Annotated in this window: 10 protein-coding genes; 9 read left to right on the plus strand and 1 reads right to left on the minus strand. The window is 67.7% G+C overall.

All coding sequences use genetic code 11. From position 1 onward, the window contains the following. Positions 1 to 50: 50 nt before the first annotated feature. Positions 51 to 236: a hypothetical protein gene (locus KBI5_RS27105; RefSeq protein ID WP_198537816.1), complete on the minus strand. Its 186-nt coding sequence runs from the start codon at positions 234 to 236 to the stop codon at positions 51 to 53. Between KBI5_RS27105 and thiC the strand changes: the two genes are divergently transcribed. The 9 genes from thiC to KBI5_RS19465 all read left to right on the plus strand — a co-directional run bounded on the left by thiC (position 196) and on the right by KBI5_RS19465 (position 5,370). Next, positions 196 to 1,998 (plus strand): phosphomethylpyrimidine synthase ThiC, encoded by a 1,803-nt coding sequence (thiC, locus tag KBI5_RS19430; protein ID WP_133057086.1) that lies wholly within the window; start codon positions 196 to 198, stop codon positions 1,996 to 1,998. The genes KBI5_RS27105 and thiC overlap by 41 nt on opposite strands. Positions 1,999 to 2,226: 228 nt before the next feature. Then, the gene (locus tag KBI5_RS19435; RefSeq protein ID WP_160323712.1) at positions 2,227 to 2,544 is read left to right on the plus strand and encodes an ABATE domain-containing protein; all 318 of its coding nucleotides are present in this window, start codon (positions 2,227 to 2,229) and stop codon (positions 2,542 to 2,544) included. Positions 2,545 to 2,571: 27 nt separating this feature from the next. Further along, positions 2,572 to 2,829, plus strand: a complete 258-nt coding sequence (locus KBI5_RS19440; RefSeq protein WP_330218951.1) for a helix-turn-helix transcriptional regulator — start codon at positions 2,572 to 2,574, stop codon at positions 2,827 to 2,829. Next, complete coding sequence (locus tag KBI5_RS26510; RefSeq protein WP_023840839.1) at positions 2,826 to 2,984, plus strand: hypothetical protein; 159 nt, start codon at positions 2,826 to 2,828, stop codon at positions 2,982 to 2,984. Before KBI5_RS19440 ends, KBI5_RS26510 begins: the two co-directional genes overlap by 4 nt. A gap of 442 nt (positions 2,985 to 3,426) precedes the next feature. Then, on the plus strand, positions 3,427 to 3,666 hold the full coding sequence (locus KBI5_RS19445) for a DUF433 domain-containing protein (RefSeq protein WP_011434851.1): 240 nt from the start codon (positions 3,427 to 3,429) through the stop codon (positions 3,664 to 3,666). Continuing rightward, positions 3,663 to 4,073, plus strand: a complete 411-nt coding sequence (locus tag KBI5_RS28055; protein WP_011434852.1) for a DUF5615 family PIN-like protein — start codon at positions 3,663 to 3,665, stop codon at positions 4,071 to 4,073. The genes KBI5_RS19445 and KBI5_RS28055 overlap by 4 nt, the downstream gene beginning before the upstream one ends. A gap of 37 nt (positions 4,074 to 4,110) precedes the next feature. Further along, on the plus strand, positions 4,111 to 4,596 hold the full coding sequence (locus tag KBI5_RS19455) for a tyrosine-type recombinase/integrase (protein WP_085016041.1): 486 nt from the start codon (positions 4,111 to 4,113) through the stop codon (positions 4,594 to 4,596). 70 nt (positions 4,597 to 4,666) lie between these two features. Further along, positions 4,667 to 5,059: a type II toxin-antitoxin system RelE/ParE family toxin gene (locus KBI5_RS19460; protein ID WP_085016042.1), complete on the plus strand. Its 393-nt coding sequence runs from the start codon at positions 4,667 to 4,669 to the stop codon at positions 5,057 to 5,059. Then, complete coding sequence (locus KBI5_RS19465; RefSeq protein ID WP_011434855.1) at positions 5,056 to 5,370, plus strand: helix-turn-helix transcriptional regulator; 315 nt, start codon at positions 5,056 to 5,058, stop codon at positions 5,368 to 5,370. Before KBI5_RS19460 ends, KBI5_RS19465 begins: the two co-directional genes overlap by 4 nt. Positions 5,371 to 5,763 lie beyond the last annotated feature (393 nt).

Below are 5,763 nucleotides of genomic sequence, written 5' to 3' on the forward strand. Positions count from 1 at the left end.
GGGGCCGCCGACCGCAGGAACCTGTCCGGGTAATGCCGGCGTAGGGAGTCTTACATGGTGTCGCGTACCGACCGTTCGTCCTCGTCCACCTCGAAGRCCGTCACCTCGTCCCCGTCCACCTCATCCTTGTCGTCCRCCGCATCCYCCCCGTCCGTCTCGTCCTCGTCCTCCTCGTCGTCCGTCTCGGCCGCGGGGATGACGGCGGTCTCGACGGGTCCGCTGACGGGCAGCCGCAAGACCTGGCTGGTCGGAGYGGATCCCGATCTGCGGGTGCCGATGCGGGAGATCGTGCTGACCACGGGTGACACCGTCGTGGTGTACGACACCTCCGGTCCATATACCGATCCGGGGGTGACGATCGATGTGCGCCGGGGTCTGCCGGCGACGCGGGACAGCTGGATCGCCCAGCGTGGCGACACCGCGCCGGATGAGCGGCGGACCGTTCCCGGGACCGGGGCATCGGGTCCTGGGACGCTCGGTTCTGGGACGCTCGGTTCTGGGACGCTCGGTCTCGGCGGGACGGATCTCGACGGGCGGGTGCGAGTGCCCCGTCGGGCGGTGCCGGGACGGCCTTCCATAACCCAGCTGGGCTACGCCCGCCGCGGTCAGATCACTCGGGAGATGGAGTTCGTCGCCCTGCGGGAGGGTCTTCCCGTCGAGACGGTGCGGGCGGAGATCGCCGCGGGGCGGGCCGTGCTGCCGGCGAACGTGAACCATCCCGAGTCCGAGCCGATGGCGATCGGCCGTGCGTTTCTCGTGAAGATCAATGYGAACCTCGGCAACTCGGCCGTTACCTCCTCGATCGAGGAGGAGGTCGAGAAGATGGTGTGGGCGACCCRCTGGGGCGCGGACACCGTGATGGACCTCTCGACCGGGTCGGACATCGCCCTGACCCGTGAGTGGATCATCCGTAACGCGCCGGTGCCGGTCGGGACCGTGCCGATCTACCAGGCGTTGGAGAAGGTCGGTGGCCGGCCGGAGAAGCTGTCCTGGGAGGTCTACCGGGACACCGTGATCGAGCAGTGCGAGCAGGGTGTGGACTACATGACGGTCCACGCGGGGGTGCTGCTGCGCTACGTGCCGCTGACCGCGCGGCGCAGGACCGGGATCGTCTCGCGCGGCGGCTCGATCCTGGCCTCCTGGTGCCTGGCCCATCACGAGGAGAACTTCCTCTACACCCACTTCGCCGAGCTGTGCGAGATCTTCGCCGCGTACGACGTCACGTTCTCTCTGGGCGACGGCCTGCGGCCCGGGTCCATCGCGGACGCGAACGATGAGGCCCAGCTCGCCGAGCTCGCCACCCTGGGCGAGTTGACGCAGGTGGCGTGGGAGCACGACGTCCAGGTGATGATCGAGGGACCCGGGCACGTGCCCATGAACAAGATCGAGGAGAACGTGCAGCTGCAGCGGGAGCTGTGCCACGACGCGCCGTTCTACACCCTCGGGCCGCTGACCACCGACATCGCCCCCGGCTACGACCACATCACCTCCGCGATCGGGGCGGCGATGATCGGATGGGCCGGTACCGCCATGCTCTGTTACGTCACCCCGAAGGAGCATCTCGGCCTGCCCGACCGGGACGACGTCAAGGCCGGCGTTATCGCCTACAAGATCGCCGCGCACGCCGCCGACCTCGCTAAGGGGCATCCCGGCGCGCAGGCCTGGGATGACGCCCTGTCGGACGCCCGGTTCGAATTCCGCTGGGCCGACCAGTTCCACCTCGCGCTCGACCCCGACACCGCACGCGCGTTCCACGACGAGACGCTGCCGGCCCCGGCCGCGAAGTCGGCGCACTTCTGTTCGATGTGCGGCCCGCACTTCTGCTCGATGAAGATTTCCCACCAGGTGCGGGCACACGCGGGCGGGGACGGGCTGGACCCGGCCGGGCATGGCGCGGACCCGGCCGGCGACGAGGCGGTCACCGCCGGCCTGCGCGAGAAGGCCGCCGAGTTCAACGCCGCCGGCAATCGSATCTACCTTCCGGTGGCCAACCCCTGACCGCTGTGGCCAACTCCTGACCGACCGTTCCGACGGGCTTCCGCCGGTCAGCGGCGGGCCCCGTCGGGCGCAGGGGGCTCAGCGGGCGCAGCGGCCCCGGTGGTCCATAAAAGATATCTAAAAAAGATATCTAAGACGATTACTTTGGCGAGGGAGTAACCTCTCAAGAGGAAGTGGAGTGGTTATTTGGGTGATCGGCTCGAGGGGAGGTCTCCGATGAACCCGGACGTGCTGATCGGGTTGGGCGATCATCCGGTGCTGGACTTCGTCAACAGCCTCGCCTTCTCGGCGGACGGCCCGATCGAGTTGATCGCCGATGGCTGGAGCTACCTGCGCTGGCTCCAGCTCACGGGGCTTGTCGGCACGGCCGAACGAGAGGCGCTGCCTGCCCGGTTCGGATCCGAGGAGCTCGACCGCATCGCCGTCGCCGCGGTCGAGCTCCGGGAGTGGCTGCGGCCGCGCATCGGCGCCTGGGCGGGCGGCAGCTCCACCGTGCCGGACGAACCCACGCTGTCGCGACTGAATGGGCTGTTGGCCACCGACTGAAGCGCGCAGGTCGGCTACCACTGGCATCTGCGGAAGCTGATGGCCGAGCGTGGGCTGTTCGCGACGACGGCGCTGGTCCCGCTGCTCGCCGAGCGGGGTGTCCGGCTCTCCCGCGAGCAGGTCTACCGGTTGGTGACCGGCATCCCGGAGCGGCTGTCGCTGGCCACACTCGCCGCGCTCTGCGACATCCTCGGCTGCGCGCCCGGAGACCTGGTCGAGCCCTATTGGGGCCGGCCCCGGCGCGCCGACATCACCGCCATCCCCGGCCCGGGGGTCGGGTCATGACCAGCCCCTGGGCGTCACGGCTCGCGACGGCGGCGGCCCGCTGGGTGGCGGTGACCGCCGCGGTCGCGGCCGCCGACCCGTCGCTGCCCGCCGACGTGATTACCGCGGCGGTGCCGGTCTGCGCGCGCACGACGACCAGCCCGACATCTGCGTGAACTGCTTCACACTCCCGGAAGCGGTCTGCTCGGTCTGCGGGCGGCGGCGGCCCTGCGCGTTCGCCACCAGCGACGCCCCGCTCCGCCAGACCTGCACGCCTCGGCGCCCACCAGGTACTCCCGGCACGCGACGAGGCACTCGCCCGCGCCGAACAGCGCCTGGCCCGCCGGCTCGCAGACGTCGAACCGCCCGAACACCGACGCGTTGCAACCGCCGAGGGACTCGAACCCCCAACCTTCTGATCCGTAGTTAGATTTGGATCTTCCGTCGACGTCTGTCAACGTCCRCCCTGTCTGCTGACCATGAGCGTTCCGTCCACCGGTATCCGTCGACGTCCACCCGCGTCCAGCGGCTTGGCTGTCAACTTGGCTGTCACTCGTGCCACGGCTTGGACCACGTGACGGGCGCTCGACGCTGAGATCCGGGAGCATACTGGGAGGCATGGCGGAAGATCTTCTGGCGCTCGTCGTGGCCGACCCGACAGTCGGTCATGGGCAGGCGTGTATCCGGGGGACCCGGGTGCCGGTGAGTGTCGTGCTCGACTGCCTTGCCGACGGTATGTCCGACGGTGAGATCATCGCGGAGTACCCGTCGCTGACCGTGTCGGGGATCCGTGCGGCCGCTGCCTACGGGGCGCGTCTGGCGCGGGAGGATCTCGTGCCGCTTCGTACCGCGCCGTGAAGGTCAAGCTGGACGAGGGTCTCCCGGTCTCCCTTGCCGAGCGACTCGCCAAGCACGGGATCGATGCCGATACCGTGCTTGCGGAGAACCTGTCGGGCCGCTCCGATCCGGAGGTGCTCGCTGCTGCGGTTGCCGAGAACCGGATCGTGTTCACCCTCGACCGCGGCTGCGGGAACATCCGTGCCTACCCGCCGGGATCGCTTCACTATCACCTCGTGACCTACAGAGGGCCGCGCCGTGAAGAGACATGCGCTCTGAACTGGCCGGACGTCGACCTCGACCAAAAGAAGATCCTCATCCAGTGGCAGCTCGTCGTCGTCGGCTGGAAGGTGCAGCGCACCAGGCCCAAGACCGACGCGGGAGTGCGGGAACTGCTCCTCGACGACCTCACTGTCGAGGAGTTCTAACCGTCATCGGGAACGGCAGCACGACGAGCGCCGCGCCATGGGCCTCGACTGGGACCCCTCAGGACCGGTGTTCAYGACCCTCGACGGCGATCCTCTGCATCCCGCCGCCGTCTCCGCCGAGTTCCAGGACCAGATCGCGAGAGCCGGGGTACCCCCGATCCGCCTTCACGATGCCCGGCACGTCGCCGCCACCCTCATGCACGGCGGCGGCGCGGACCTGAAGGTCATCCAGGAGACCCTCGGCCACTCCAGCCACGAGGTGACGGTCAACACCTACACCTCGGTCCTGGAAGAACTCGCCCGGGAAGCCGCCGAAGGCGCCGCCCGACTCGTCCCCCGCACTCCACCCACTCGGGCCGCGCACACCCCGCGCACACCCGACAGGTCACAAGAAGATCGAATAGGAGAAAAACCGCAGGTCAARCAGGGTGCGCTCGGCAACGCACCACAAACACCCCCACCAGCACGGTTGCGGATCACACACGCGATCATACTGTCGGCGACCAGAGCTCAGTGGTGTTGATTGGAAATATTCGATCAATCGTCACCTGCACTCACCCGGATCCATGTTTAGCTTGAGCTATAGTTGACCAATGGCCGCAACGCCCGCCCGGTGGACGATCAAGGYCACCTCCGAGGTGCGAGAGTGGYTGCGTTCGCTGCGCCGGGAGGAGCCGGACAGCTACCGATCCGTCAACGCGGCAATCGACATGCTCGCCGAGGCCGGGCCGGCGCTCGGGCGCCCGCTGGTCGACACCCTCAAGGGATCAACGATCAGCAACCTCAAGGAGCTCCGACCGCGGTCGGGCCGCGAGGTGGCCATCCGAGTGATCTTCGTGTTCGATCCATGGTCGCAGGCCGTGCTGCTGGTCGCGGGGAACAAGGCCGGCGACTGGTCGCACTGGTACAGGGCTGCGATTCCTGCGGCAGAGGTTGTCTACGACGGCTGGCTGGCCGTCGAACGGAAACGGCGGGAGGGCTCATGACCGAGTTCCATGACTGGGAGGACATCCGCGCCGAGCTCCATGACGGCGATGACGCGGCACTCGCCGTGGAACGAGCGCGTACGGAGGCGTGGGCCAGCGCCTACCACCTGGCCGAGGAGCGCAAGCGCCTTGGTTTGACACAGCGTCAGGTCGCCGATCTGATGGGCGTCTCACCTGGCCGGATAAGCCAGATCGAAAACGGTGATCTGGACGTGAACGAGGTGGCAACCCTGAGCCGATACGCCCGGGCGTTGGGCGCACGCATGCGGATCATCTTCGACTACGGTAATGACCTCCGCCAGATCGCCTGATACGATCGGGAACTCAAGAAGCGGATCGGGGCGGCGCTGCCGCTGCTGCTGTCCCAGGGGCGCACCCCCGGAGTCGTGATCGTCGCCGGCCGACCCCACCCGCGCTGCCGACCGAGGCGTGGATCAACCAGCCCCCAGCGATCATCGAGACCGAGGAGGCGCTACCCACGAACCAAGCAGCCTGATGTCTCATCGGGATTGACAGGCTCCGATGGCGGAGAAGCAAGGTGCATTGCGCAAGCTCGACGATCACCTGTCCAGCGACGCTGGCGAGGATGCGCGGTAGGGATGTTGCTACTAATAGGAATCTTAGCATCTGGACACGGCTGCCCTATTGTGATTCAATAACTAGAGTTTCGCAGTTTTCTTGATCCAGATCAGTGTCTGGCAACG

Origin of the sequence: Frankia sp. KB5, from assembly GCF_002099325.1 — a bacterium.
GTDB classification, from domain to species: Bacteria; Actinomycetota; Actinomycetes; order Frankiales; family Frankiaceae; genus Frankia; species Frankia casuarinae.

Excerpts from the sequence above, each read along its gene's own strand:
- KBI5_RS19465 (WP_011434855.1), top strand. The coding sequence starts at position 5,056 with ATGACCGAGTTCCATGACTGGGAGGACATCCGCGCCGAGCTCCATGAC.
- KBI5_RS19445 (WP_011434851.1), top strand. The coding sequence starts at position 3,427 with ATGGCGGAAGATCTTCTGGCGCTCGTCGTGGCCGACCCGACAGTCGGT.
- KBI5_RS26510 (WP_023840839.1), top strand. The coding sequence starts at position 2,826 with ATGACCAGCCCCTGGGCGTCACGGCTCGCGACGGCGGCGGCCCGCTGG.